The 23,305-nt window shown below is 69.8% G+C and carries 22 protein-coding genes; 3 read left to right on the plus strand and 19 right to left on the minus strand.

The window, feature by feature from the left end; genetic code table 11:
* The 3 genes from JJL56_RS33055 to JJL56_RS11315 all read right to left on the minus strand — a co-directional run.
* A partial coding sequence (locus JJL56_RS33055) for a Bax inhibitor-1/YccA family protein (RefSeq protein ID WP_247891029.1) occupies window positions 1–350 on the minus strand: 350 nt, incomplete at its 3' end.
* 58 nt (window positions 351–408) lie between these two features.
* On the minus strand, window positions 409–1,296 hold the full coding sequence (locus JJL56_RS11310) for an anti-sigma factor family protein (protein ID WP_145624613.1): 888 nt from the start codon (window positions 1,294–1,296) through the stop codon (window positions 409–411).
* A gap of 2 nt (window positions 1,297–1,298) precedes the next feature.
* Window positions 1,299–1,847, minus strand: coding sequence for a sigma-70 family RNA polymerase sigma factor (locus tag JJL56_RS11315; protein ID WP_200485176.1), 549 nt, complete (start codon window positions 1,845–1,847; stop codon window positions 1,299–1,301).
* 176 nt (window positions 1,848–2,023) lie between these two features.
* Here JJL56_RS11315 and JJL56_RS11320 point away from each other — a divergent pair, with 176 nt between their 5' ends.
* Complete coding sequence (locus JJL56_RS11320; protein ID WP_014241890.1) at window positions 2,024–2,308, plus strand: HU family DNA-binding protein; 285 nt, start codon at window positions 2,024–2,026, stop codon at window positions 2,306–2,308.
* A gap of 86 nt (window positions 2,309–2,394) precedes the next feature.
* Window positions 2,395–2,577, plus strand: a complete 183-nt coding sequence (locus JJL56_RS11325; protein ID WP_145624611.1) for a hypothetical protein — start codon at window positions 2,395–2,397, stop codon at window positions 2,575–2,577.
* A 188-nt stretch (window positions 2,578–2,765) separates the two neighbouring features.
* On the opposite strand, the gene JJL56_RS11330 is transcribed toward JJL56_RS11325, so the two are convergent.
* The 6 genes from JJL56_RS11330 to JJL56_RS11355 all read right to left on the minus strand — a co-directional run bounded on the left by JJL56_RS11330 (window position 2,766) and on the right by JJL56_RS11355 (window position 9,833).
* The gene (locus JJL56_RS11330) at window positions 2,766–3,497 is read right to left on the minus strand and encodes a helix-turn-helix domain-containing protein (RefSeq protein ID WP_200485177.1); all 732 of its coding nucleotides are present in this window, start codon (window positions 3,495–3,497) and stop codon (window positions 2,766–2,768) included.
* A gap of 175 nt (window positions 3,498–3,672) precedes the next feature.
* Complete coding sequence (locus tag JJL56_RS11335) at window positions 3,673–4,977, minus strand: four-carbon acid sugar kinase family protein (RefSeq protein ID WP_145624607.1); 1,305 nt, start codon at window positions 4,975–4,977, stop codon at window positions 3,673–3,675.
* The gene (locus JJL56_RS11340; RefSeq protein WP_200485178.1) at window positions 4,974–6,245 is read right to left on the minus strand and encodes a ribulose-bisphosphate carboxylase large subunit family protein; all 1,272 of its coding nucleotides are present in this window, start codon (window positions 6,243–6,245) and stop codon (window positions 4,974–4,976) included. Before JJL56_RS11340 ends, JJL56_RS11335 begins: the two co-directional genes overlap by 4 nt.
* Window positions 6,246–6,253: 8 nt before the next feature.
* Complete coding sequence (locus JJL56_RS11345) at window positions 6,254–6,793, minus strand: VOC family protein (protein ID WP_137117247.1); 540 nt, start codon at window positions 6,791–6,793, stop codon at window positions 6,254–6,256.
* Between the two features lie 44 nt (window positions 6,794–6,837).
* Window positions 6,838–8,727: a TRAP transporter large permease gene (locus tag JJL56_RS11350; RefSeq protein WP_247891030.1), complete on the minus strand. Its 1,890-nt coding sequence runs from the start codon at window positions 8,725–8,727 to the stop codon at window positions 6,838–6,840.
* A 50-nt stretch (window positions 8,728–8,777) separates the two neighbouring features.
* Entirely contained in the window at window positions 8,778–9,833 is a 1,056-nt protein-coding gene (locus JJL56_RS11355; protein ID WP_200485179.1) for a TRAP transporter substrate-binding protein, read from the minus strand.
* Window positions 9,834–9,967: 134 nt separating this feature from the next.
* Between JJL56_RS11355 and JJL56_RS11360 the strand changes: the two genes are divergently transcribed.
* Window positions 9,968–11,053 carry a LacI family DNA-binding transcriptional regulator gene (locus tag JJL56_RS11360; protein WP_200485275.1) on the plus strand — a complete coding sequence of 362 codons (1,086 nt, stop codon included), beginning with the start codon at window positions 9,968–9,970 and terminating at the stop codon, window positions 11,051–11,053.
* Here the strand turns inward: JJL56_RS11360 and JJL56_RS11365 are convergent.
* The 10 genes from JJL56_RS11365 to JJL56_RS11410 form a co-directional block, all read right to left on the minus strand.
* On the minus strand, window positions 11,019–11,957 hold the full coding sequence (locus tag JJL56_RS11365; RefSeq protein WP_200485180.1) for a DMT family transporter: 939 nt from the start codon (window positions 11,955–11,957) through the stop codon (window positions 11,019–11,021). The two genes, JJL56_RS11360 and JJL56_RS11365, sit on opposite strands and share 35 nt — an antisense overlap.
* A 74-nt stretch (window positions 11,958–12,031) precedes the next feature.
* Complete coding sequence (kce, locus tag JJL56_RS11370; RefSeq protein ID WP_200485181.1) at window positions 12,032–12,976, minus strand: 3,5-dioxohexanoate:acetyl-CoA acetone transferase; 945 nt, start codon at window positions 12,974–12,976, stop codon at window positions 12,032–12,034.
* 55 nt (window positions 12,977–13,031) lie between these two features.
* Window positions 13,032–14,594 carry an acetolactate synthase large subunit gene (locus tag JJL56_RS11375; RefSeq protein WP_200485182.1) on the minus strand — a complete coding sequence of 521 codons (1,563 nt, stop codon included), beginning with the start codon at window positions 14,592–14,594 and terminating at the stop codon, window positions 13,032–13,034.
* Window positions 14,591–15,652, minus strand: a complete 1,062-nt coding sequence (locus JJL56_RS11380) for a histone deacetylase family protein (protein WP_200485183.1) — start codon at window positions 15,650–15,652, stop codon at window positions 14,591–14,593. The genes JJL56_RS11375 and JJL56_RS11380 overlap by 4 nt, the downstream gene beginning before the upstream one ends.
* A gap of 147 nt (window positions 15,653–15,799) precedes the next feature.
* A complete protein-coding gene (locus tag JJL56_RS11385) occupies window positions 15,800–17,029 on the minus strand; it encodes a Zn-dependent hydrolase (RefSeq protein ID WP_145624593.1) in 1,230 nt (409 codons plus the stop codon).
* 27 nt (window positions 17,030–17,056) lie between these two features.
* Window positions 17,057–18,022, minus strand: coding sequence for a ketopantoate reductase family protein (locus JJL56_RS11390; protein WP_200485184.1), 966 nt, complete (start codon window positions 18,020–18,022; stop codon window positions 17,057–17,059).
* Window positions 18,023–18,032: 10 nt separating this feature from the next.
* Entirely contained in the window at window positions 18,033–19,697 is a 1,665-nt protein-coding gene (locus JJL56_RS11395) for an ABC transporter ATP-binding protein (RefSeq protein WP_200485185.1), read from the minus strand.
* Window positions 19,697–20,569, minus strand: a complete 873-nt coding sequence (locus JJL56_RS11400) for an ABC transporter permease (RefSeq protein WP_145624588.1) — start codon at window positions 20,567–20,569, stop codon at window positions 19,697–19,699. Before JJL56_RS11400 ends, JJL56_RS11395 begins: the two co-directional genes overlap by 1 nt.
* Window positions 20,566–21,546 (minus strand): ABC transporter permease, encoded by a 981-nt coding sequence (locus JJL56_RS11405; protein ID WP_145624587.1) that lies wholly within the window; start codon window positions 21,544–21,546, stop codon window positions 20,566–20,568. Before JJL56_RS11405 ends, JJL56_RS11400 begins: the two co-directional genes overlap by 4 nt.
* A 123-nt stretch (window positions 21,547–21,669) precedes the next feature.
* A complete protein-coding gene (locus JJL56_RS11410; RefSeq protein WP_145624585.1) occupies window positions 21,670–23,280 on the minus strand; it encodes an ABC transporter substrate-binding protein in 1,611 nt (536 codons plus the stop codon).
* Window positions 23,281–23,305 lie beyond the last annotated feature (25 nt).

The raw sequence follows: 23,305 nt of genomic DNA on the forward strand, positions 1-23,305 counted from the left end.
GCCCCGGTGAAGACCAGGAAGATCGACGCCATCGAGACGCCCATCACCGCGCAGAAGGCCCAGAACAGTCCCTGCAGCGCCGATGCCGACATCGCGTGGAAGCGGAAGGACAGGACCATGATGAAGGCCAGCGGCGCCAGCATCACCACCCACTTCAGCGGGGTCGTGAAGATCGGCACGTACAGCGCCGGCGTGCTCGCCACGAGCAGCGCCACCAGGCCCGTCACGGCCAGGCCGAGCATCATGAAGTTGTAGACCCGCAGCATGTGCTTGCGCAGGCCCTCGTCGAACGCGGCGCCGTAGGCCGGCGCGGCGGTGCCGAATTGGTTGCCGTAGAAGGGTCCGCTCATTGTCTCACCATGTCCTTCGGATGCTTATCGTTCGGATGCTTGTCGTTTGGCGCTTGATTCAGAACCACGCCATGCGGGCGTCGCGGGCGTGGGCCAGGATTTCCTTTTCCGGCTGCTCGCCGCACAGCGCGTAGACCGTCGTCCCGACCTGCCAGTAGGCGACCGAGACGTTGCCGATCCGCTCCGCCTGGGGTTCGGTGACGGCGAAGCGGTCGACCTCGCTGGCGAACAGCGTGATCAGCTCGGACCCGCCGTGGCGGTAGGCTGCCTGCACGGCGACCCCACCGTCCCAGGCCACCGTGCGCAGCCCGTCCGGCGCCTGCCCAATGTCGAGTTGCGGGATCGGCACCGCGACCTCCGGATTGGCGGAGGCAAGCCGGTTCACCAGGGAATTGGCGGCATCGGCGAAGGGTTTGAAGTCGATCCCGCTGTGCAGCGCCTGCTGGTGGGTCTGGGCCGCGATGGTGATGTAATGGGTGGCCGCGTGGGCCGTGGCGACGGGGTTGACCGAGATGGACGACACCGCGCTGTGCGCCGTCCAGCCGAGCCCGACGAGGCACAGCGCCGCCACCGCCCGCCGCCCACGCCCCGAGCCCTTGGCGGCCCGTGCCCGCGCCCGGTTCATCAGTTCCGCCACCGGGCGGCGCCACAGGGCGCCCCACTGCTTGCGCCGCGGCAGGGGCGCGCCGGCGCCGACCGCCGGCTGCGCCGGGGTGGGGGCCGGGGCTCTGACCGGTTCGGGCGTGACCATCTCGGCCGCCGCCTTCTCCACGGCCGGGCCGGCCATGAACAGCCCGATCTCGTCGCGCACCCGCATGTCGTGCATGACGCGGGCGGCCTCCTCCGGATTGGCCTCCAGATAGGCTTCCACCTCGATGCGACGCTGCGCGTCGAGTTCGCCGTCCACATAGGCGTTCAGGTCGATGTCGCTGATCGGTTCGTTCATCGTCATTTCACCACGCGCAACGGGGGGCGCTGAACCCGGTCTGATGGGTTGCGGTCGGATTGGTCCGACGCCGGCTGGCGCCCACCGCCCGTCTTGGCCCGCAGCGCGTCGCGCGCGCGGCCCAGGCGGGACATCAGGGTGCCGACGGGGATGCCCAGGCATTCGGCGGCGTCCCGGTAGGACATGCCGTCGAGCGCCACGAGCACCAGGGCCTCCCGCTGTTCGACCGGCAGGGTCATCAGGGCCGCGATGGTCTGGCCCAGATGGACGTGGCTCAACTGCGCGGGCGGGGAGCCTTCCTCCGCCATCGAGCTGAGTTCGCCGGTCGCCTGGCGTTCGGCCTGCTGGCGCCGCCAGCGGTCCACGAAGGTGTTGTGGACGATGGCGAGCAGCCATTTGCGCAGGTCACGCCCGTCCGTGAAGGACGACGCTCCCTCGATGGCCTTGACGAGCGCCTCCTGGACAAGGTCCTCCGCCTGGTCGGGGTCGCGCATCAGGACCAGGGAGTAGCGCCTCAGAACGTCCAGATGCTGTCCCAACTCGTCTTTCATCACCGTCCCGGATTGGTTTCTCACACTCGGCATACGGATCATGCCGTGGCTTAATCCGCTCCGGGGAAAAATTCGCCACGGGATTGGCTTGCGCGCGGACGCGGGGCGGAGTAGGTCAGAAGCGCCTGGAGCCCTGGAGGATGCTGGGGTTCCGCCATGAACAAGGGGAGTAGGGAATGACGAAGGCCGATCTCATCGACGCGATCGCCGGCAAGCTGGGCGGCACCAAGGCCGACGCCGGCAAGGCGCTGGACGCGGTTCTGGAGAGCCTGCAGGACGCGCTGGTCAAGGGGGAGACGGTCAAGCTGCCGGGCTTCGGCCAGTTCGAGATCGCCGAGCGGGGCGAGCGCACGGGCCGCAACCCGCAGACCGGTGCGGAGATCAAGATCGCCGCCTCCAAGGCGCCGAAGTTCTCCGCCGGCAAGGCCCTCAAGGACGCCGTCAACGGCAAGGCCGAGTAAGCCTTCCGCAAGGACTGTCCTTGTATTGGATGAAGGGGCGGCGGCAACGCCGCCCCTTTCGTCTTTCCAAATTTCGTGGTGATGTCATGAGCAACAACAACATCTACCGCTGGGTCAAGGTCGAAGGCCGGTGGGAGCCGGCGCAGCAACTGGCCGATGGCTCCTACATGCCGATCGGCGACATCGTGCCGTTGACCGCCCGCAGCGTGAAGGTCGGCCCGGTGATCGAGCCGCCGCCCCGCAACGCCGCCCCCAAGGACGACGAGTAAATCCGGGCTCTACTCCGAGGGCCGGGCGTGGTCGAGCATGGCGAGGACGGCGCCGATCGCGGCCTGGAAGCTGAGGGGCCGAGAAGCTGAGAGGTTTGTGCAGGACCCGCAGATGGTCCGAGTCCGGCGAATCAGCTCGTGTCCGCCCATCGCCGGCATTCGCCGGCCGGTCGATCGAGAGATCGGGATCAGGCGCAGTCGGCCAGATCGGCCAGGGCCTCGGCGTCGAGCAGTTCGACCCGGCCGCCGTCCAGGATGCGGATCAGGCGCGAGGTCTTCAGCTTGGTGAAGCCGCGCGACACCGTCTCGGTGGTCAGGCCCAGATGGTCGGCGATGTCGCAGCGGCTCATCGGCAGGGCGATGGCCCGGCCCGCACCGGCCCGGCGGCTCAGCGCCAGCAGGAAGCTGGCCAGCTTCTCAAGCGCCGACTTGCGGCCCAGCAGCAGCATCTGGTCCTGCGCCGCCACCAGCTCGGAGGTGGTGACCGACAGCAGCCGGCGGGCCAGGGCCGGCTGGGAGTCCAGCAGGGCGTCGAGCTGGCAGCGCGGGATGCGCTGGACGGTGGAGGCGGTGATCGCCTCGGCGGAGTAGAGGTAGCGGTCGGCGAAGGCCAGACCGACCATGTCGCCGGCCTGGAGGAAGCCGATGATCTGGCGCCGCCCGTCCGGCAGCAGCTTGTAGAGGCGGATCATGCCGTCGACCACCCGGAAGACGGCGTCGGCGGCCTCGCCCTCGGCGAAGATGGACTGCTCGCGGTCGAACACCCGGAACTGGGCGATGGCGGCCAGGGGGTCGGCGTCAATGGCGGCGAAGCCGGCGGCGGGACGGGACGGGGCGACACGCGGCATCGCCATCACGGCGGCCTGATGGCCGTGCGGAACGCGCGTCGGCTGGGCGGCGATGGCGGTGTGAGCGTGCATGTCGGGCCCCTCGGCGTTCGTGGAAGCGGCCCGTCCCCGTGGGGCAACCGCTCGATGAGCCGAAGTTATGCGCTGCGGGGTACCCTGTGCAGTTCGGTCTTGTACCTAAGGGGCTTTGCGTACGTAAGACTACCTAGGGGCCATTGCGGACGCTTCGTGAGCGAGGAGGCGGACATTACCCCCCGCGCACCAGCCGTTCGAACAGATCCTCCGATCCCATCTGCCCGCCCTTGAGCATCAGCTCGACGCCATCGGTGGATGGGTGCGCGCTGTGGGTCAGGCTGACCGTCACGCCGGGGCTGAGCGCCGTCCGGTAGGACAGGCCCCACAGGCCCAGCGCCTTCACCGCCTTGCTGGAGGTGTCGCCCCCGGCGATGCCCATGCGGCGCAGCGGCACCGCGCGGGCGACCGAGGCGAAGAAGTCCGCGGTCGCGTCGGCGATAGCGGCGGACTGGGCGGTGTCAGGCGTCTCGCCCTCCGCCGGGGCGGTCCACACCAGCACGTTCCGGCCCTGGCCCAGGAGGCCGGCGATCTTGCTCCGCAGCCGCTCGCGGTAGGCGTCGTCGCGGCACAGGGCGCCCGCGTCCGCCGGCATCCGGTGGAAGGAAGCGGCGGCGGCGATCTGCTTGCGCGTGACCGGCGACAGGCTGCCGGCCAGCACGAAGACCGGCCCTTCCGCCGGGGCCAGGGGGGCGTCGCGGACGGTGTCGTTGCGATCCCATTGGCTGGCCAGCGCCTGGACCACGCCGCTCGGCCCGACCGCCAGCAGGGGCGAACGCCGCGCCCGCTCCCAGATCAGCCGCCCAACGGGTGCCAGATCCGCCGGCTGCGCGATGTCCAGGAGGACGGCGGAAGCCCCGCCCGCGACCATCCGGTCCAGTTTCTCGTCCAGCGCCCCGGCGTCCAGCCCGTAATCAGGGTAGTGCAGGGCGCCCATCCCCTCCAGCCCCTGCGCGGCGAGGTGGAGGCGCAGGTCGGCCTCGGTCATCGGAGTCACCGGATGGGCCTTCATCGTCGGGTGTCGGTCGATGCGGTGGACCGTCCCGCCGGTGCCCGCCGCGGCGAACAGCGTGCTGAACAGGCAATAGCGTCCGATGTTCGGCTGGCCGCCGACCACCGGCAGGAAGCGGTTGGGGACGAAGGGCCGCAGGGCCGCCACCGCCGCCCCGATGCTGCCGACCTGCGGTGCGCTGTCGAAGGTCGAGCAGCATTTGTAATGCATCACCGGCACGCCGAGCCCGGCGAAGAAGCGCCCCACCGGCACCAGCTCCGCCCGCAAGGCCTCCGGGTTCATGGTCCGCGACGCCCCGGCGATCCCCAGCGCGTCCAGCGGGCCGAGCCCGGCCAGCCGCTCCGCGTCGGGAATCTCCAGCAGCAGCAGCGCCCGCTGGCCCGCCTTCGCCAGGGTGGCCAGAGTGTCCGTGGCCCCGGTGAAGTCATCCCCGTACCAGCCAAGCCGGGGCGGCGGATGTCCTATCACTTGGATGCTCCGAAGAACTCCAGGGCGCGCTTCAGCTCCGGCTGCGCCGCAGCGGCGTCGGGCAGGGTGACGCCCTCGCGCACCGCCTCCCAGGCCTGGCGGATGCTCGTCACGCCGGCGGCGGGGCCGTCCGGGTGGGCCATGATGCCGCCGCCGGACATGAACAGCAGGTCGTTCGTCCCCACCGCGTCCCAGGTCACCGGCACCGTCCCCGCCCACTGGCCGGAGGAGAAGGCCGGCATCACCGCGTCGTCGCAGCCTTCGGCCAACGGGGCGAGGCAGGACTTGGCGCCGTCGATGACCTCCGCGTCGGGCTGGGCGAACTTGCCCTGGAGGCCGTGGACGTGCATGTGGTCCACCCCGGCCAGCCGCCACAGCGTCTGGTAGGCGTCGAAGCCGATGCCCAGGCTGGGGTGGCGCGACAGGGCGCCGAAGCCGTTGCGGTGCCCGTGCAGGACCAGCCCGCTGTGCCGGCGCAGCGTCTGCACGGCGGAGAAGCCGCACCAGTTCAGGCTGACCATCACGCAGCTGCCGCCCTCGCGCTCCACCAGATCGGCGTGACGGCGCATGGCGTCCGTCTCGTCGCTGATGTTGAAGGCGACCATCACGTGCTTGCCGGTACGGTCCTGGTGGCGGCGCACCCGGTCCATCACCGCCGGCACGCGCTGGGCCAGCGGGGCGTGGACGGGATCGGCGCAGATCTCGTCGTCCTTGATGAAGTCGAGCCCGGCGGCGCAGAGCGTGCCGACCAGCTCGCCGGTCTCCTCCGCCGACAGGCCGAGGTTCGGCTTGATGATGGAGCCGACCAGCGCCCCGCGCTCCACTCCGGTCAGCCGCCGCGTGCCGGCCACGCCGTGCCGCGGCGCGTCGAACTGTTCGCGGTACGCGGCGGGCAGGCGGACGGAGTCGAGCCGCAGGCCGGTGACCTCGCCCAGATCGAACAGGTTGCCGGCCACCGTCGCGGCCAGCGTCGGCAGGTTGGCGCCAACGTTGCCGGTGGGGAAGCTGATGGTGACGCGGGCGCGCCGCCACGGTCCGGGCCGCTTCTGCCGCTCCAGCCAGCTGTTCGGCAGGCTGGGGGCGGCGGCGGGCTCCAGCTCCTCCACCCGCTCCACCACGGCGCGGGCGCGGGCGCGCAGGTCGTCCGTCTCGCCGTGGACGCGGGTGAAGGTGCCGCAGGACTGCTCCCCCGCCATGACCTCCGCCACCTTGGCGGGGTCCAGCGGGGTCTCGATCAGATAGGTCGCCTCGAAGCTGTCGGACCGCATGGCGCTGCTCACAGACGGCTGAGGTCGGGGAAGGGCCGGACCGGATCGCGGCCGTCCCAGTCGAGGGAGGCGTTGCGGATCAGGTCGAACATCTTGCCCTTCGGCCCGGCGACCTCCGACAGCTCGATCACCGTGCCGGGATGGTACTCGGTGTCGAAATAGACGAAGCGGCCCTTCTCGCCGACCTCGCCGCTCATCACCGGCTTGAAGCCCTGGGCGGTCAGCCGCTCCAGGTCGGCGTCGTAATCCTCGGTCCAGTAGGCGACGTGCTGGAGCCCGGTGCGCCCGGCCTTCAGGAAGTCGCGGTACATCGACGGCGCGTCGTTGCGGGTCTGGATCAGCTCCATCTGGAGCGGGCCGGAGTTGGCGAGCGCCACCGAGTTGTGAACCTCGTACCGCTCCCCGCGGTAGGTGTAGTTCTTGATCGGAACCCGCTCGTTGTAGAACCACGGGCCGATGCCCAGGGTGCGGCTCCAGTAATCCATGGCGGCCTCGATGTCGTCGACGACGTAGCCAGCCTGCCGGATCTGGCCGAAGAATCGGCTCATGAAGGAACTCCTGATTTTATCGTTATGGGGGGACCGGCGGGGCTTCAGTACGGAAGGAAGCCGGTTGAAATCCACGGAATGGCGGCGACCACGATCAGGCCCACGAGAAGGGCGGCGACGTAGCCCCAGATGTGCTTCAGACCTTCGTCCGGGCTGACCTTGCTGATGGCGCAGGCGCCGTAGTAGCCGACGCCGAAGGGCGGGGCGAACAGGCCGATGCCCATGGCGAAGATCACGACCATCGCGTAATGCACCTCGTGCACCCCGGCGTCGCGGGCGATGGGGAACAGCAGCGGGCCGAACAGCACGATGGCGGGGATGCCCTCCAGCACGCTGCCCAGGATGATGAAGGCGACGATGGAGATGGCGAGGAAGCCGTAGCCGCCGCCGGGGATGTCAGCCATCCACAGGGCCAGCGCGCGGGAGAAGCCGGACTGGGTGAGGCCCCAGGCCATGGCGGTGGCGCAGCCGACGATGAAGATGATCGCCCCGGTCAGCGACGCCGTCTCGATCAGCATCGGCTTCAGCCGCGCCCAGTCGAACTGGCGGTAGACCAGCAGCCCCATGAGGGTGGAGTAGGCGATGCCGATGGTCGACACCTCGGTCGCCGTCGCCACCCCTTCCACCACCGCGGCGCGGATGACGAAGGGCAGCAGGATGGCCGGCAGGGCGGCCACGGCCAGACGGGCGATCTCCGACGCCGGCGGGCGGCGGATGTGGCTCAGGTCCTCATGGCGGTAGCGCCACCAGACGACGGCGCACAGCGCCGCGCCCAGCACCACCGCCGGCAGCAGGCCGCCCGCGAACAACGCCGCGATCGACACGCCGGTGACCGAACCGATGGTGATGAGGACGATGGAGGGCGGGATGGTCTCGGTCTGCGCGCCGGTGGCCGACAGCAGGGCCACGAGGTCGCCCGGAGGGGCGCCGCGCTTCTTCATTTCCGGGAACAGAACCGGCGCGATGGCCGCCATGTCGGCGATCTTCGAACCGGAAATGCCCGACACCAGATACATCGCCCCGATCAGCACGTAGGACAGGCCGCCGCGCACATGGCCGAGCAGGCTGGCGAGGAACTGGATCATGGCGCGGGCCATGCCGGTCATCTCGATCAGCAGGCCGAGGAAGACGAACAGCGGCACCGCCAGCAGGATCAGGTGCGACATGCCCTCGTCCAGCCGCCCGACCATGACGAGCAGCGGGGTCGAGGTGGTCAGCGCCAGATAGCCGAAGGTGGCCAACGCGAAGGAGAAGGCGATGGGAACGCCGCCGAACACGCAGGCGGCGACCACGCCGACGAAGAAGATGACGAGGTTGGCCTGCCCCAACGGCTTCAGCACCGGCCCGGCCAGCCAGAAGGCCACGGTCACCGCCGCGGTCAGGGCGACCGCCGCTAGGGTCAGCCGGAGGTTGCGCATCCGCATCAGGCGGATCAGCGCGACCACGGCCATCAGCCCCAGCCCGGTCGGCAGGGCCGCCGCGCGCCAGGCATTGCTGATCTCCAGCGCCGGGGTGACGATGAACTGCTCCTCCATGGCGTAATCCAGGGCGGGGTGCAGGATCATCGCCAGGAAGGCGATGGGGGCCGTGATCGCCAGCGTCTCCAGCAGGGCGCGGGCCGTCGGGCCGACGCGGCTGACCAGACCGGTCATCCGCATGTGCTCCCCGCGGCGCAGCGCCACCACGGCGCCCAGCATGGACAGCCACAGGAAGAGGATGGAGGCCAGCTCGTCCGACCACACCAGCGGCGCGTGGAAGACGTAGCGCGCCGTCACCCCGGCCAGCAGGATGGCGATCTCGGCCAGAACGATGAGGGCGGCGGCACCCTCCACCGTCGCGGCGAGGCCGCGGTCCAGCCGATCGGTCCAGGAACCGCCGGTCGCGGCCCCTGGCATGGCGCCGCCCTCGTCGAGCGCCGTCGCGTGGTGAGACAAAGCCGCACCCTCCCTTCCCGTGTTGTCCACAGCTTTTCTTCAGGCCGGCGTCAGGCGAGCTTGCCGACGGCGCTTTCCAGCAGCGCCCAGGCCTCGTCGCCGAAGCGGCCCTTCCATTCGCCGTAGAAGCCGCTGTCGCGGAGCTTGGCGCGGAAGCTGTCGGGGGCGGGCTGGTTGAAGGTCAGGCCCTTGGACTGGAGGTCGGCCTGCACCGACTGGTTCAGCGCCTTGATGTCCTCGCGCTGCTGGACGCCGGCGTCGTTGATCGCGGTGGAGACGATCTTCTGCAGGTCGGCGGGCAGGCCGCGCCACGCGCGCCCGTTGGCGATGAACCAGAAGCCGTCCCAGATGTGGTTGGACAGGGCGCAGTACTTCTGTACCTCGTACAGCTTGGCGACCTGGATGATCGGCAGCGGGTTCTCCTGCGCGTCGACGATGCGCGTCTGCAGCGAGGAATAGACCTCCGAGAACTGGAGGCTGGCGGGGGCGGCGGACAGCGACTTGAACATGGCGATGCTGAGCGGGCTGACCGGCACGCGGATCTTCAGCCCGTCCATGTCGGCGGCGGTCTGGATCGGCTTGGCCCCGCTGGTCATCTGGCGGAAGCCGTTGTCCCACATCTTCTCGAAGGCGTGCAGGCCGACCTTGGAGATGGCGCCGCGCACATGCTCGCCCAGCTTGCCGTCCATGGCGGACCAGACCTGCCCGTAGTCGGCGAAGGCGAAGCCGACGGCGTTGATGGCGGCGACCGGGACCAGCGTGGCGATGACCAGCGCCGAGGGTGTGAAGAAGGTGATGCCGCCGCTGCGCACCTGCGACAGCATGTCGGTGTCGCCGCCAAGCTGGTTGTTCGGGAAGATCTGGATGTCGACGCGGCCGTTCGTCTCGCGGCGGATGCGTTCCGCCGCCTCGTGCGAGCGGACGTTCAGCGGATGGGTCAGCGGCAGGTTGTTGCCGTACTTGAAGTCGAACTCGGCGGCGCGGGCGATGCGCGGCGCGCCGATCAGGGTGGCGGTGCCGGCCCCCGCGGCCAACCCGGCAACCATTCCGGCCGCCGGAGTGGCGGCCAACGCCTTGAGCACATTGCGGCGCGAGAGCGGGTTCATGCTTTCCTCCCAGGAAACGTTGATGTAGTTTGATGTTTGACGGTGATTGTTGGTTGGACGGTATGTGCGCGAATGGCTGGTGTCAAACGCGAATGATGATGTGATTTGATGGGATCGGAGGGATTTGAGCCGTGATGCAGGATGATGCGGACGCCGTCGCCGCACCCTTCGAGAACGCCCGTGGACTGCCGCGGATCGCCGACATCGCGCGGCTGTCCGGCGTGTCCACCGCCACCGTGGACCGCGTCCTGAACCACCGCCCCGGCGTGCGCCCGGCGACCGTGCAGCGCGTGATGAAGGCCGCCGCGGAGCTGGATTACATCCCGGAATCGGACATCGGCGCGGCGCTGGGGCCGAAGCCGGTGCGGCTGGCCTTCCTGCTGCCGGACGGGACGAACCGCTACCTGACGCGGCTCGGCCAACTGATCCGCCAGTCGGAGTCGGCGCTGGCCCCCCTGGGCATCCGCGCGCAGGTGGAGTTCATCAAGAGCTTCAATCCTGACCTGCTGGCGCGCAGCCTGCTTCAGCACTGGCGCAAGGTCGACGGGGTCGCCTTCATGGCGCTGGAGCATCCGGCGGTGCGCGAGGCGGTGAACGAGCTGGCGGCCCGCAACGTGCCGACCGTGACGCTGATCTCCGACGTGCAGAATTGCCGGCGGGCCGCCTATGTCGGGCTCGACAACCGGGCGGCGGGGCGGACGGCGGGCTATCTGTTCGCGCGCTTCCTCGGCGGGCGGGCGGGGAAGGTCGCGATGATCGCCGGCAGCCTCAGCTACCGCGCGCACGAGGACCGCGAGTTGGGATTCCTGAACGTCCTGAAGGAGATGGCCCCCGCCATCGAGGTGGTGGGGCTGCGCGAGGCCCACGACGACGAGGCCAAGAGCTACCGGCAGACGCGGACCCTGCTCAGCCACCATCCCGACCTCGCCGGCATCTACACCATCGGCGGCGGGGCGGAGGGTGTCGCCCGCGCGCTGAAGGAGGCGCGGCGGGAGCGCGAGGTCGTCTTCATCGGCCACGGCTTCACGCCGGAGACGCGCTCGCTTCTGATCGACGGCACGATGGAGGCGGTGATCACCCAGGACCCGCGCAGCGCCCTGATGAGCTGCGCCGCCGTCTTCGCCAACCTGCGCGCCGGTCGGGAGGCGATGCACGGCGTGGAGCCGCCGCGCATCGAGGTCATCTTCAGGGAGAACCTGCCCCCCGCGGCTCCGCCGTGACCGGCGCCGGGGTGGGAGCGGACCGCTTGTCGCGCACCATCACGACCAGCAGGACGGCGCAGAGGATCAGCGCCAGTGCGGCGTAGGTGCGCAGCGGCGGCGTCTCGCCCAGCACGACGATGGCGCCGGTCACGCCGATCACCGGCACGATCAGCGAGCTGACCGAGGCCTGCGCGACGCTCAGCCGCCGCACGATGGCGAACCACAGCAGATAGCCGCCGACCATCGCCACCAGCAGGTGGAAAACCAGAGCGACCAGCACGCGGGGTTCCAGCGCCAGCGTCGGGGCGGGGTCGAGCACCAGGGCGAAGGGCAGCACCACCGGCAGGGAGATGGCGAACTGCCAGCCAGTGATGGCGTTCGGCCCCATGGTCCAGGCCGTCCGCTTGATCAGGACGTTGCCCAGCGCCCAGCACAGCGCGCCGGTCAGCATGAAGGCCGGGCCGAGCGGCAGCGCGCCCAGCCGCAGCAGGTCGGGGCCGAGCAGCACGGCCAGCCCGGCCAGTCCGCAGGCCAGCCCCATCCACTGGCGCGGGCCGGGGCGTTCGCCCAGGATGGGGATGGCCAGCAGCATCGCCCAGGCCGGCATGGTGTAGGCGATGATCGCCGCCCCGGAGGTCGCCATGTTCATCTGCCCGAAGGCGGAGCAGATGTTGAACCCCGCCATGCTGAGCAGGGCGACGGCAACCAGCGGCCAGCGCTGCCCGCGCGGCACGGCCAGCGATTCCCCGCGCGACCGCGCGTAGGCGAACAGCACCGCCGCCCCCACGGCGAAGCCCAGGCTGCGCAGCGTCCAGGGCTGGATCTGGGTGAGGATGATCTTGACGGCAGGCCAGTTCAGGCCCCAGCAGACGCTGATGAGGCCAACCAGCGACAGATCCAGCGCCCGAGCGCGGCTTATCATGGCATGGGATTCCGGGTGTGGGGTGGTCGTATCTTGAAATCCCCTCTCCCCTCCGGGGAGAGGGTTATTCCCGGTCAGAACGTCACCGCGTCGCCACCCTTCAGCGACAGCATGGCGCGGGCCTCGTCCGGAGTGGCGACCTCAAGGGCCAGCCCCTCGATCAGGGTGCGGACCATGGCGACCTGCTCGGCGTTGGAGGTGGCGAGGCGGCCCGGACCGGCCCACAGATTGTCCTCCAGCCCGACGCGCACGTTGCCTCCCAGCGCCAGCGACTGCGTGGCGATGGGCATCTGGTTGCGCCCGGCGCCCAGCACCGACCACACATACTGGTCGCCGAAAAGCCGGTCGGCGGTGCGCTTCATGTGCATCACGTCTTCCGGATGCGCACCGATGCCGCCCAGGATGCCGAACACCGACTGCACGAACAGCGGGGGCGTCACCAGCTTGCGGTCCAGGAAATGGGCCAGCGTGTAGAGGTGTGAGATGTCGTAGCACTCGAACTCGAAGCGCGTCCCGTTGCCGGAGCAGGTCTTCAGGATGTGCTCGATGTCCGTGAAGGTGTTCTTGAAGACGAGGTCCCGGCTGTTCTCCAGATAGGTGCGCTCCCAGTCGTGCTGGAACTCGCTGAAGCGGTTCAGCATGGGGAACAGGCCGAAATTCATCGAGCCCATGTTCAGCGACGCGACCTCCGGCTGGAACTGCGCGGCGGGGCGCAGCCGGTCCTCCACCGTCATGGCGGCGCTGCCGCCCGTGGTGATGTTCACCACGGCCTTCGTCGCCTGCTTGATGCGCGGCAGGAAGCGCTGGAACAGATCCGGGTCCTGGGTGGGGCGGCCGGTCTCCGGGTCGCGGGCGTGCAGGTGGACGATGGCCGCCCCGGCCTCCACCGCGGCGATGGCCTCCGCCGCGATCTGGTCCGGCGTCACCGGCAGGTGCGGCGACATGCTGGGCGTGTGGATGGAACCGGTGACCGCGCAGGTGATGATGACTTTGCGCGCGCTCTTCTTGGGCGTGGTCATGTGTCCTCCCTTATCCCCCACGCCCCTTGAGGGGGCGCGGGGATGTTGTTGTTCGTCAGATCACCGCTTCGATCAGGAAAGGGCCCTTGCGGGCGAAGGCGGTCGTCAGCAGGCGGTTGAAGCTCTCCGCGTCGGTCGCCTGTCCCCCCTCAACCCCCATGCCGCGGGCGAGCGCCACCCAGTCGAGGTCCGGGCGGCCCAGCTCCGTGCAGTTGCGGGCGTTCGGACCCATGTCGCGGAAGCCGAGGTTGCCCAGTTCCCATTGCAGGATGCCGTAGCGGCGGTTGGCGAAGATGATGGTCACCACGTCGGTCTGCTCGCGCGCTTGGCTCCACAGGGCCTGGAGCGTGTACATGCCGCTGCCGTCCGCCTGGACGGTCACCACCTTGCGGTCGGGGCAGGCGATGGCCGCACCCAGCGCCAGCGGCATGCCGATGCCGATGGCCCCGCCGGTGATGGTCAGCCAGTCGTGCGGGCGCGCCCCGGCGCAGGCCGTGTAGACCATGGGGCTGGAGGAAATCCCCTCGTCCACCACGATGGCGCCCTCGGGCAGCAACGCCGCCAGGGACTGCCCGACGCTGTCGGCGGTGAGCTCGCCGGTCGCCGGTTCGGGCAGGGCGAGGGGCTGCACCGGAACGGGCGTCCCGGCGGCGCCCACCGCCTCGACCAGCCAGCGCAGGGCGGCCAGGGCATCGCTGCCCGGCGGGGCGACGTTGTGGATGCGGCAATCCTCCGGCGCCAGACGGCTGGGCTTGTCGGGGTAGCCGAAGAAGCCGACCGGCTCCCCCGAACCGATCAGGACGACGTGCTTGGCCCCGGCCAGCGCGGCGATGCCGAGGTCGATGGGGTAGGGGAAGCGCTCCACCGTCACGCGGCCGGCCCCACGCTCGATGCGGGTGGCGCCGGTGTGGGCGTAGAGCTTGGCGCCGGTCGCGGCGGCGATTTGCCCAGCCAGGGCCAGCCCTTCCGCCCGCGTGGCGCGGCCGTTCAGCAGGACCACCACCCGCTCCCCGCCGCGCAGGGCGGCGGCGGCGGCGCGCAGGGCGGCGGCGTCCGGAACAGCGGGGGCGGGCGGCTCCACGACGATCGGGTCCACCGCCGCCGCGTCGTCCCAGGAGGAATCCGAGGGCAGGATCAGCGTCGACACGCCGCCCGGCGGGGTCAGCGCGGCGCGGATGGCCTCCGCCGTGTCCGCGGCGACCGAGGCGGCGTCCGGCACCGTGCGCACCCAGGCCGACATCGGCGTCGCCAGCCCCTCCACGTCGGAGGTCAGCGGCGCGTCGACGCCGCGGTGCCACGTCGCGTGGTCGCCGACGATGTTGACCATCGGGACGCAGGCGCGCCGGGCGTTGTGCAGGTTGGCCAGCCCGTTCGCCAGCCCCGGCCCGAGATGCAGCAGCGTGGCCGCCGGGCGGTCGGTCATGCGGGCGTAGCCGTCCGCCGCGCCCGTCGCCACCCCTTCGAATAAAGTCGGGACGCAGCGCGCCCCAGGCATAGAGTCGAAGGCGGCGAGAGCGTGCAGCTCCGACGTGCCGGGGTTGGCGAAGCAGGTGTCGACGCCGTTCGCCACCAGCGTCCGGACCAGAATTTCCGCGCCCGGGATTTCCGCGCCGATCATCGTGCCGCCTCCGTAAGCCCGCCCTCGAAACCATCCAGGAAGCTGGCGAGATTCACCGCCAGCGCATCGCAATCGTAACCGCCCTCCTGCACAACCACGGTGGGCAGGCCGGCGCCGGCGATCTTGCGGCCCAGCGCGGCGAAGCCCGGCGTCGTCACCTTGAAGAAGGCCAGCGGGTCGCCGACGTAGGTGTCGAAGCCCAGCGACAGCACCAGCGCCTCCGGTCCGAAGGCGGCGATGTGGGTCAGCGCCCCGTCCACCGCGTCGAGGAAGGTGGACTCCTCGGTGCCCATGGGCAGGGGGATGTTCAGGTTGCTGCCCAGCCCACGGCCCTTGCCGCGCTCGTGCGCGTAGCCGGCGAACCAGGGGTAGAAGTTGTTGGGGTCGCCGTGGATCGACACGACCAGCACGTCGTCGCGCTCGTAGAAGATCGCCTGCGTGCCGTTGCCGTGGTGGACGTCCACGTCGAAGATCGCGACGCGCGGCGCGCGGCCCTGCTGGGCCAGCACCGGCAGCATCGCCTGGGCGGCGACGGCGGCGTTGTTGATGTAGCAGAAGCCCCCGGCCATGTCGCGGGACGCATGGTGCCCTGGCGGGCGGCACAGCGCGTAGGCCGCGCGCTCCCGACCGCTCGCCACCATCAGCGCCGCGTGGACCGCCGTGTCGGCGCCGCCGCAGACCGCCTCCCAGGTGCCGGCGCCGATCGGGCAGGCGGTGTCCGCCATGTGCCAGCCCGCCTGACCGACGATGCCCGTGGGATACTCGGCCATGTCGGTGTTGCGATGGACGTTGGGGACGATGACCTCCGACGCGTCGGGCAGGGCCGACCAGCGGGCGTGGGCGGTTTCCAGGAAGCGCAGGTAATCGGCGGAATGGACCGCCGCGCGCGGGCCGGCGCCGTAGGACGGCGGCTCCTCCACCGTCACGCCGCGCGCCCGCAGGGAGCCGACGAGCGCCTCCGCCCGTTCCGCCTTCTCCGGCGAGGGCTTCGGCTGGCCGCGCACCAGGAAGGTCGGCGGTCGATGGCGCAACTGGGCCTCGGCAAAGACGTAGCGCATGGAAGGGCTCCCGGAATGATGTGTTTCCCCTCTCCCCTCTGGGGAGAGGGTTAGGGTGAGGGGGATGCGCATGGCGGCACGTTCGGCAAAAGCGCAACCCCCTCACCCCGGCCCTCTCCCCAGGGGGAGAGGGGGAAAAGAAAGCTGTTACCCGGCCGTCGCCAGAACCGCGTCGGCCAGGACCGCGCAGCCGGACGCGGCGTGTTCGGGCTTGATGTTCTCCGCCTCGTTGTGGCTGAGACCGTTCTCGCAGGGGATGAAGATCATCGCCGTCGGCACCTTGCGCGCGACATAGACCGCGTCATGGCCGGCCCCGGACACGATGTCGCGGTGGCTGAGGCCGCGCCGCTCCACCGAGCGGCGGACATGGCCGACCAGTTCCGGCGCGAACGGCGTGGTCGGGAAGGCCCAGAAATCGGTCAGTTCCAGCGTCAGGCCGCGCTTGTCCGCGATGGCGGCCAGCCGCTCGCGCAGCATCGCGTCCATGCGGGACAGCGCGTCGGGGTCCGGGTTGCGCAGGTCGATGGTGAACCAGACGCGGCCGGGAATGACGTTGCGGGAGTCCGGGTGGACCTGGACACGCCCGATGGTCGAGCAGGCGTCGCCGCCGACCTCCAGCGCGATGGCCTCCACCGCCTCCATCATCACGGCGGCACCGGCCAGCGCGTCGCGGCGCAGGCGCATGGGCGTCGGGCCGGCGTGGGATTCGCGGCCCGTCACCGTCGCCTCGTACCAGCGCTGGCCCTGCGCGCCGGTCACCACGCCGATCTCGACATCCTCGGCCTCCAGCACCGGACCCTGCTCGATGTGCGCCTCGAAATAGGCGCCCATGGCGTGGCCGGTGACGGGAACGCTGCCCTTGTAGCCGATTCGCGCCAACTCGTCGCCCAGGCGGACGCCGTCGGTGTCGCGGATGTCCAGCACATGGTCGAGCGTGAAGACGCCCATCGCCACGCCGGAGCCCAGCATCGGCGGGGAGAAGCGCGCGCCCTCCTCGTTGGTCCAGACGATCAGGTCGATGGGGGCGTCCGTCTCGATGCCCTGGTCGTTGAAGCTGCGGATGACCTCCAGCCCGGCCAGCACGCCGTAGATGCCGTCGAAGCGGCCGCCGGTCGGCTGGGTGTCCAGATGGCTGCCCATGCAGACGGCGGGGCGGTCGGGGCTGCGGCCCGGACGGCGGGCGAAGATGTTGCCCACCTCATCCACGGTCACGGTGCAGCCGGCCTCCTCGCACCAGCGCACGAAGAGGTCGCGCCCCTCCCGGTCGAGGTCGGTCAGCGCCAGCCGGCACAGGCCGCCCTTCGGCGTCGCGCCGATCTTTGCGAGGTCCATCAGGGTCCGCCACAGGCGGTCGCCGTCGATGCGCAGGTCAGACATGGTCCCTATCCCGATCCCAATTCCGAATTATTGTTGAGTGTCGGCGCGAACCGCGGTCAGCAGCCCGGTCACCGTGGGCAGGCTCAGACCCGCCCTGTTTGCCAGTTCCAGCGGCGCGTCCAGCACCGCCTCGATCTCCGCCCGCCGTCCCGCCGCCACGTCGGCGCGCAGCGCCGGACGGATGCGGCCCGGATGCTGGGCAATCGTCCACACATCCTCGACCTTCGCCGTCGCCGGATGGCCGAGAGCCACCGACAAGGCCAGCAGTTCCTCCACCACCGCGGCGAAGCTGGGCTGGAGCGCGTCGTCGTGGGCGATCTCCTGCGCCGTCTTCCCGGTGGCGAGGCCCAGCAGGCCGAAGGCGAAGGGCGCCAGCAGCGCCGTCCACACCTCCGCCCGGATGTCCGGCACGGCCAGCGCGTTGAAGCCGCCCGCCCCGAACAGAGCCGCCAGATCCCTGGCGCCTCCACTCCCCGCCGCCGGGCCGAGTGCGAGCCGCAGCCCGCCCAGATGCCGCAGGTAACCGGGCGTGCGCCGCTCCACCGCCACGCGGGCGACGGCGCCGACGATGCGGTCCGCCGGTATTGCGTCCGACAGCAGCCCCTTGGGATCGACCGATGCAAGGGGCGCTGCCCCCAGGGGGCCACCGATGGCCTCGTCCGCCGGGTACCACCAGGGAATGCCGCCGACCACCGGGACCAGCCGCGTCTTCGGCCCCAGCAGGGGAAGAAGCAGGTCCAGCACGTCGGTCAGCAGCGGGGCGGGCACCGCCAGCACGACCACGTCCTGCGGGCCGAGGGCCAGCGTGTCGTCGGTCACCAGCGGCCGCACCGTCACCGGACGGCCCGAGGGTCCTTCGACCGTCAGCCCGTCGCGCCGCAGCGTGTCGAGCGTCCGCCGCCGGGCGACCAGCGAGGCCGGCAGCCCGGCGGCGGTCAGCCGCGCGGCGATCAGCCCGCCGACCGCCCCGGCCCCGATGACGGCGACTTTCATCCTCGTGCCGTCAGGCGCTGTTGCGCAGAGCGGCCGAACGCCGCGTCACCGGAATCACGTCCTCCGGGATGGTCCAGCCCTTGCCGGGGATGGCGTCCAGCAGAGTGCGGGTGTAGCTGTGCTGTGGGTTGCCGAACACCTCCTTCGCCGGGCCGATTTCGACGATGCGGCCCTTCTGCATGACCGCGATGGTGTCGCAGATCTGGGCGGCGATGCGCAGGTCGTGGGTGATGAACAGCATCGACAGGTTCAGCCGGTGCCGCAGATCCTCCAGCAGGTCGAGCACCTGCGCCTGCACCGACACGTCGAGCGCCGACACCGGCTCGTCGGCGACCAGCAGCTTCGGCTCCAGCGCCAGGGCGCGGGCGATGGAGATGCGCTGGCGCTGCCCGCCGGAGAATTCGTGCGGGAAACGCTCCGCCGCCGAGGCGTCGAGGCCGACGAGGGACAGCAGCGCCTTCGCCTTGTCGAGCGCCTTGCGGCGGTCCTCGCCGAAGGCCACCGGCCCCTGGGTGATGATGTCGCCCACGGTGTGGCGCGGGTTCAGCGAGGCGTAGGGGTCCTGGAAGACCATCTGCACATGCCGCCGGTAGGGCCGGAAGGCCGGGCGCGACAGCGACAGCAGATCGACCCCTTCGAACAGGATCTTGCCCGAATCCGGCTTGATCAGCCCGACGATGGAACGCCCCAGCGTCGATTTGCCGGAGCCCGATTCGCCGACCAGCCCGACCGTCTCGCCCTGGTGGATGGTCAGCGACAGGTCGTCGCCCGCCACCACCTTGCGCCCCGGCGTGAAGAAGCCGCCGCCGAGGTGGAAGGTCTTGCACACCTTCTCCGCCGTCAGCACCGGCTGGCGCGCGCGGGTGAAGTCCTCGCGGTGCTCGATCAGGTGCGGGACGGCGGCGATGAGCTGGCGGGTGTAGGGATGCTGTGGCCGGTTCAGGACCTCCTCGGCGGTGCCGATCTCGACGATCCGGCCGCGTTGCATCACCGCCACGCGGTGGGCGATCTCCGCCACCACGCCGAAGTCGTGGGTGATGAACATCACGCCCATGTGGCGCTTGGCCTGGATGTCCTGGATCAGCTCCAGGATCTGCTTCTGGGTGGTGACGTCGAGCGCGGTCGTCGGCTCGTCGGCGATCAGGATATCCGGCTCCACCGCCAGCGCCATGGCGATCATCACGCGCTGGCGCTGGCCGCCCGACAGGCGGAACGGGTAGCTGCGGCGCAGATGGTCCGGCTCCGGCAGGCCGACGGAGGCGAGAAGCTCCACCACGCGCGCCCGGCGGGCGGCGCGATTGAGCGTGGTGTGGTAGCGCAGCACCTCGTCGATCTGGTCACCGACCCGCATCAGCGGGTTCAGCGCCGTCATCGGCTCCTGGAAGATCATGGCGATGCGGCCGCCGCGAAGCGCGCGCTGCTCGCGCTCCGGCAGGCTGAACACATTGGTGCCCTGGTGGCGGATTTCGCCGGACGACACCGTCACCGCCTTGGGCAGCAGGCCCATCACGGCGTGCGCGGTCATCGACTTGCCCGACCCGGACTCGCCGACCACGCAGAGGATTTCCCCGGGCTCCAGCGTGAAGGTCAGGTCCTCGACCGCGTGCGGGCGGTCGGCGCCGCGCGGCAGGTCGATGGTCAGGTTGCGGACGTCGAGGAGAGGCGTCTCGGTCATCAGGAACGGCCCTTTCGCGCCAGCTTGGGATTCAGCGCGTCGTTCAGCCCCTCACCCACGAGGTTGAGGGCGAGCACGGTCAGAAGGATCGCGATGCCGGGGAAGAAGCTCATCCACCAGGCCTGACGGATCACCGTGCGGGCGGCGCCCACCATGTAGCCCCAGCTCATCAGGTTCGGATCGCCGAGCCCGAGGAAGGAGAGGGAGCTTTCCAGCAGGATCGCCGTCGCCACCATCAGCGAGGCCGACACGATGATCGGGGACAGGCTGTTGGGCAGGATCTGGCGCCAGATGATCGTCATGTTCGACTGGCCGGTGGTCACCGCGGCGTGCACGAACTCGCGGCTCCGCAGGCTCATGAACTCGCCGCGCGCCAGCCGCGCCAGCGGCGGCCAGGAGACGATGGCGATGGCCAGCACGATGGAGGTCAGCGACGGCGTGAAGATCGCCACCAGCACCACGGCCAGAACGAAGTTCGGGATGGTCTGGAACAGCTCGGTGAAGCGCATGACCAGATCGTCGACGCGCCCACCGTAGAAGCCGGAGACGGCCCCCAGGAACACGCCGATCAAGACGGCGACGGCGGTCGAGGTCAGGCCGATCAGCAGCGACACCCGCGCCCCGTGGGCGATGCCCGCCGCGATGTCGCGGCCCAGCGTGTCGGAGCCGAGCAGCGCGTCCTCCGACAGCGGCGGCTGGAAGGGCATGGCGGTCATGTCCCAGGGGCTGTCCGGGTACAGCACGTCGGCGAAGGCCGCCATCAGGACGATCAGGGTCAGGAAGGCCAGACCGATCACCGCGCCCTTGTTGCGGGCGAAGGCGCCCCAGAAGCCGGAGCCCTTGCGGGCGGGGGCGATGGCCGCGGCGGTCATGGCGCCACCTCGATGCGCGGATCGACGAGGGAATAGATCAGGTCGGTCAGCAGGTTGAACACCACCACCACCACCGAGGTCAGAAGGAAGATGCCGAGCAGGACCTGATAGTCGCGCTGCAACACGGCCTCGAAGGCGAGGCGCCCGATGCCGGGGAGCGCGAAGACGGTCTCGATCAGGATGGAACCGCCGATCAGGTGCCCGGCCTGGAACCCCGCCACCGTGATGACGGGCAGGATGGCGTTGCGCAGGATGTGCACCGACACGATGCGCCATTCCGGCAGGCCCTTGGCCCGCGCCGTCTTGACGAAATCCATGTCGCGCACCTCCAGGATCGAGGCGCGGGTCAGCCGGGTGTAGACGGCCATGTAGAAGAGGCCGAGCGTGGTCACCGGCAGCACGAGGTGCTTCGCCTTGTCGAGGAAGGCCTCCCAGCCGGTGTAGCCGGCGCCGATGGTCTCCGTGCCGAAGGCGGGCAGCCAGCCGAGATTGACCGAGAAGAGAAGGATCAGCATCAGGCCGATCCAGAAGATCGGGGTCGCGTAGGCGGTCAGGCCGACCACGGTGATGGCGGTGTCCGACCAGGTGCCGGCGCGCATCGCCGCCAGCGTGCCCAGCGCCACGCCGCCCAGCAGGGCCAGCACGAAGGCGGTCAGCGTCAGCGACAGGGTGACGGGCAGCCGGTCCATCAGCAGGTCGAAGACGGGACGCTGCTGGCGGTAGGAGTAGCCGAGGTCGGCCTGCACCACCTTGGACATGTAGGTGCCGAGCTGCTCGTACAGGGGGCGGTCGAGGCCGAACTGCTGGCGGAGCTGTTCGACGAACTTGGCATCGGCGGCCCCGGCCTCGCCCGCCATCACCGCGGCGGGATCGCCGGGCGCTGCGTGGACCAGGAAGAAGTTGAACACGGCGATCGCCAGAACGACGAAGACCGCCTTCACCAGCCTCTGTGAGATGAATAGGGCGATGCGGGGCATGTTGTCACTCCCGGGTGCGTGTTGCCCCCTCCCTGACCCTCCCCCGCTCCCGCAGGGGAGGGAATTTAGCCCCTCCCCTGCGAAGCGGGGGAGGGCCGGGGTGGGGGCAACCGCTCCCTTTTCTTACTTCTTCACCATATAAACGCTGTCGTAGCTCTCGTTCACGCCGATGGCGGTCGTGACGGCGTTCTTGAAGCGCTTGTCCACGAAGGTCGGGAACTCCATCTCCAGCAGCCAGGCGACGGGCACGTCCTCGACCAGGATCTTCTGGGCGGCGGAGTAGAGCTGCCGGCGCTCCTCGTCCTTGTTGGTCTGGGCGGCCTGGGCGAACAGCTGGTCCACCTCGGGGTTGGAATAGCCCATGGTGTTGGAGAACATCACGCCCTTGCGGATGTTGTCCGAGATGTAGGTGCGCGACACGCCGAGCGCCGGGTCGCCGTACTGGTAGACGAAGTTGAAGCTCAGGTCGTAGTCCCAGTTGGACACGCGGTTGACCCAGCCGGCGGCGTCGGTGGTCTCCAGCGTCACGTCGACGCCGACGCGCTTCATCGCCTGCTTCACATACTCGCCGAGGCGGGTCCAGGTCTCGCCGTAGGGCATGACAAGCAGGCGGACCTTGGCGCGGGTGCCGTCGGAGCCCTTCTTATAGCCAGCCTCCTCAAGCAGCGCCTCGGCCTTCTTCGGGTCGAAGTCGTACTTCCGGACGTTGGACTCGTGGAAGCGGGTGACCGAATTCACCGGGCCGGTCGCCGGACGGCCGAGGCCGAACCAGATCTTGTCGCGGATGAACTTGCGGTCGATGGCGTGCATCATCGCCTGCCGGAAGCGCTTGTCGTCCAGCGGCTTGTTGCGCGTGTTGATCTCGATCCAGGACAGCGGTGCGAAGAACTCGTAGCCCTTGGTCGTCATCTCGACGTTGGGCAGGCCCTTCAGGCGCGGAACGTCGAAGGTCTCGATGTCGTTGAACTGGGTCTGCTGGACGGTGCCCTGCTCCACGGCGACGGCGCGCGAGGCGGCGTCGGGGATCACGCGGAAATAGATGTCGTCCAGGTAGGGCTTGCCGGCCTTCCAGTATTCGTCGTTGCGGACGAGATGGATGTAGGAGCCCTTGTTCCACTCCTTGAACTTGAAGGGGCCGGTGCCGATCGGGGTGGCGTTGGCCGGGTTGGCCTTGAAGTCGGTGCCTTCATAGATGTGCTTCGGCATCATCGGGGCCGACGACACCTCGAAGGCCTGAAGGAACGGGCCGAACGGCTCCTTCAGCGTGAAGCGGACGGTGTAGTCGTCCAGCGCCTCGATCTTCTCGCATTTGGAGAAGGTGGCGCGGGCGCGCGGGTGGGTCTCCATCAGGAACTTGGAGGTGGAGAACACCACGTCGTGGGCGGTGAAGGGCTTGCCGTCGTGCCACTTGGCGTTCTTCACCAGCTTGAAGGTGTAGACCTTGCCGTCGGGCGAGACCTCCCAGCTCTCCGCCAGCTCCGGCTGCGGCGTCAGGTCGAAGCCGAAGGTCAGCAGGCCCTGGTAGATCTTGCCGGCGACCGTCTGCGTCGGACCCTGCTGGTTCAGGCCCAGCACCAGGATCGGCGGTTCCGGCTGGACGATGATGTTCATCGTGCCGCCGCGCTCCTGCGCCACGGCGACGCCGGGCACGGTCAGCGCCAGCGGCGCCGCCAGGGCGGCCGCCAGCGCCGCGGCGGTCAGGGTTTGACGAAAGTGACGCAAACGATTGCTCATGTCTGAAGCCCCCTTATTGTTGATT

Source organism: Azospirillum aestuarii, assembly GCF_016632405.1.
GTDB lineage: Bacteria > Pseudomonadota > Alphaproteobacteria > Azospirillales > Azospirillaceae > Azospirillum > Azospirillum aestuarii.

Coding starts and splice junctions, on each gene's coding strand:
- JJL56_RS11345 (WP_137117247.1), bottom strand. CDS start 6,793: ATGAGCCGATTCTTCGGCCAGATCCGGCAGGCTGGCTACGTCGTCGAC.
- JJL56_RS11375 (WP_200485182.1), bottom strand. CDS start 14,594: ATGATCGGCGCGGAAATCCCGGGCGCGGAAATTCTGGTCCGGACGCTG.
- JJL56_RS11365 (WP_200485180.1), bottom strand. CDS start 11,957: ATGATAAGCCGCGCTCGGGCGCTGGATCTGTCGCTGGTTGGCCTCATC.
- JJL56_RS11405 (WP_145624587.1), bottom strand. CDS start 21,546: ATGCCCCGCATCGCCCTATTCATCTCACAGAGGCTGGTGAAGGCGGTC.
- JJL56_RS11320 (WP_014241890.1), top strand. CDS start 2,024: ATGACGAAGGCCGATCTCATCGACGCGATCGCCGGCAAGCTGGGCGGC.
- JJL56_RS11355 (WP_200485179.1), bottom strand. CDS start 9,833: ATGAACCCGCTCTCGCGCCGCAATGTGCTCAAGGCGTTGGCCGCCACT.
- JJL56_RS11310 (WP_145624613.1), bottom strand. CDS start 1,296: ATGAACGAACCGATCAGCGACATCGACCTGAACGCCTATGTGGACGGC.
- JJL56_RS11325 (WP_145624611.1), top strand. CDS start 2,395: ATGAGCAACAACAACATCTACCGCTGGGTCAAGGTCGAAGGCCGGTGG.
- JJL56_RS11340 (WP_200485178.1), bottom strand. CDS start 6,245: ATGCGGTCCGACAGCTTCGAGGCGACCTATCTGATCGAGACCCCGCTG.
- JJL56_RS11360 (WP_200485275.1), top strand. CDS start 9,968: ATGCAGGATGATGCGGACGCCGTCGCCGCACCCTTCGAGAACGCCCGT.
- JJL56_RS11390 (WP_200485184.1), bottom strand. CDS start 18,022: ATGAAAGTCGCCGTCATCGGGGCCGGGGCGGTCGGCGGGCTGATCGCC.
- JJL56_RS11395 (WP_200485185.1), bottom strand. CDS start 19,697: ATGACCGAGACGCCTCTCCTCGACGTCCGCAACCTGACCATCGACCTG.
- JJL56_RS11380 (WP_200485183.1), bottom strand. CDS start 15,652: ATGCGCTACGTCTTTGCCGAGGCCCAGTTGCGCCATCGACCGCCGACC.
- JJL56_RS11410 (WP_145624585.1), bottom strand. CDS start 23,280: ATGAGCAATCGTTTGCGTCACTTTCGTCAAACCCTGACCGCCGCGGCG.
- JJL56_RS11400 (WP_145624588.1), bottom strand. CDS start 20,569: ATGACCGCCGCGGCCATCGCCCCCGCCCGCAAGGGCTCCGGCTTCTGG.
- JJL56_RS11315 (WP_200485176.1), bottom strand. CDS start 1,847: ATGAAAGACGAGTTGGGACAGCATCTGGACGTTCTGAGGCGCTACTCC.
- kce (WP_200485181.1), bottom strand. CDS start 12,976: ATGACCACGCCCAAGAAGAGCGCGCGCAAAGTCATCATCACCTGCGCG.
- JJL56_RS11330 (WP_200485177.1), bottom strand. CDS start 3,497: ATGCACGCTCACACCGCCATCGCCGCCCAGCCGACGCGCGTTCCGCAC.
- JJL56_RS11385 (WP_145624593.1), bottom strand. CDS start 17,029: ATGTCTGACCTGCGCATCGACGGCGACCGCCTGTGGCGGACCCTGATG.